This window comes from Pseudomonas sp. GV047, from assembly GCF_003058245.1.
Classification (GTDB): Bacteria; Pseudomonadota; Gammaproteobacteria; order Pseudomonadales; family Pseudomonadaceae; genus Aquipseudomonas; species Aquipseudomonas marginalis.
Map to the genome: position 1 here is coordinate 1 of NZ_QCWA01000038.1, position 1,223 is coordinate 1,223.

Here is a 1,223-nt window from a genome sequence, read left to right on the forward strand (position 1 = left end):
AGCAGCAGCACCTTCATCGGCATCGACAGCCAGCGGCCGAGAATGGCTTTCTGCTGGTTGCCGCCGGACAGGTACATGATCTTTTGCGCGGCGGTCGGGGTTTTAACCTTCATCGCCTTGATCTGCTGGTCGGCATTGCCCTTCTCCCAGCCATCGCGCAGTAACCAGCCGAACGAAGAGTGGGCGCCACGGGCGCTGATATTGATGTTCTCGGCGACGCTGGACAGCGGAATGATGCCTTCCTTCTTGCGGTCTTCCGGGCACAGCAGTACACCGGCGGCGATGGCATCACGCGGTGAGCGCAGTGTCAGTGCTTCACCGCAGAGCTCCAGGCTGCCGGCGCTGGCGCGCTCCAAGCCGCTGAGCAAACGGAACAGCTCCGTGCGCCCTGCCCCGACCAAGCCGAACAGGCCGAGAATCTCGCCCTTGCGTACCTCAAAACTGACCGGCTCACGCAAACCCGGGCCCAACAAACCGTCGACCTTGAGCGCCACCTCGCCGTGCTCGCGCGGGCGGTAGTCGTAGATGTCCTGGATGTCGCGGCCGACCATGCAGGTCACCAACTGGTCGTGGGTCAGCGCGCTCATGTCATCGAAGGTGCGCACGTAGCGGCCGTCCTTGAACACCGTCACCGCGTTGCAGATGCGGAACACTTCTTCCATGCGGTGCGACACGTAGAGCACCACTTTGCCCTCGTCCCGCAGGCGCGCGATGATCGCCATCAAGCGGTCGATCTCCCGCGCCGACAGGCTGCTGGTGGGTTCGTCGAAGGCAATCACATGGGCGCCACGGGACAGCGCCTTGGCGATTTCCACCAGTTGGCGCTGGCCCAGGGACAGGCGCCCGAGTTTTTCCTCGGGGTCGATTTCATCCGCCAGGCCCTTGAGGCAAGCCAGGGCCTGCTTGCGCAGCAGGCCCCGGTTGACCACGCCGAAGCGCGAGGGCAAATGCCCGAGGAACAGGTTTTCGGCGACGGTCATTTCCGGCACCAGATGCAGCTCCTGGTGGATCACCGCGACGCCGCTTGCGATGCTGTCGGCGGCGCATTTGAACGCCATGGTCTGCGCGCCGATCTGCACGCTGCCGCTGCTGGGAATATAGGCGCCGCCGAGGATCTTCAGCAGCGTCGACTTACCGGCACCGTTCTCGCCCATCAGGGCGTGTACCTGCCCCGGGTGGGCGGTGAAGCTGATGCCGTCCAGCGCCTTGACCCCGGGAAAGGT

The 1,223-nt window shown here is 64.4% G+C and carries 1 protein-coding gene; it reads right to left on the reverse strand.

The features are described 5' to 3' along the window. A partial coding sequence (locus C8K58_RS32175; protein ID WP_108574932.1) for an ATP-binding cassette domain-containing protein occupies window positions 1-1,223 on the reverse strand: 1,223 nt, incomplete at both ends.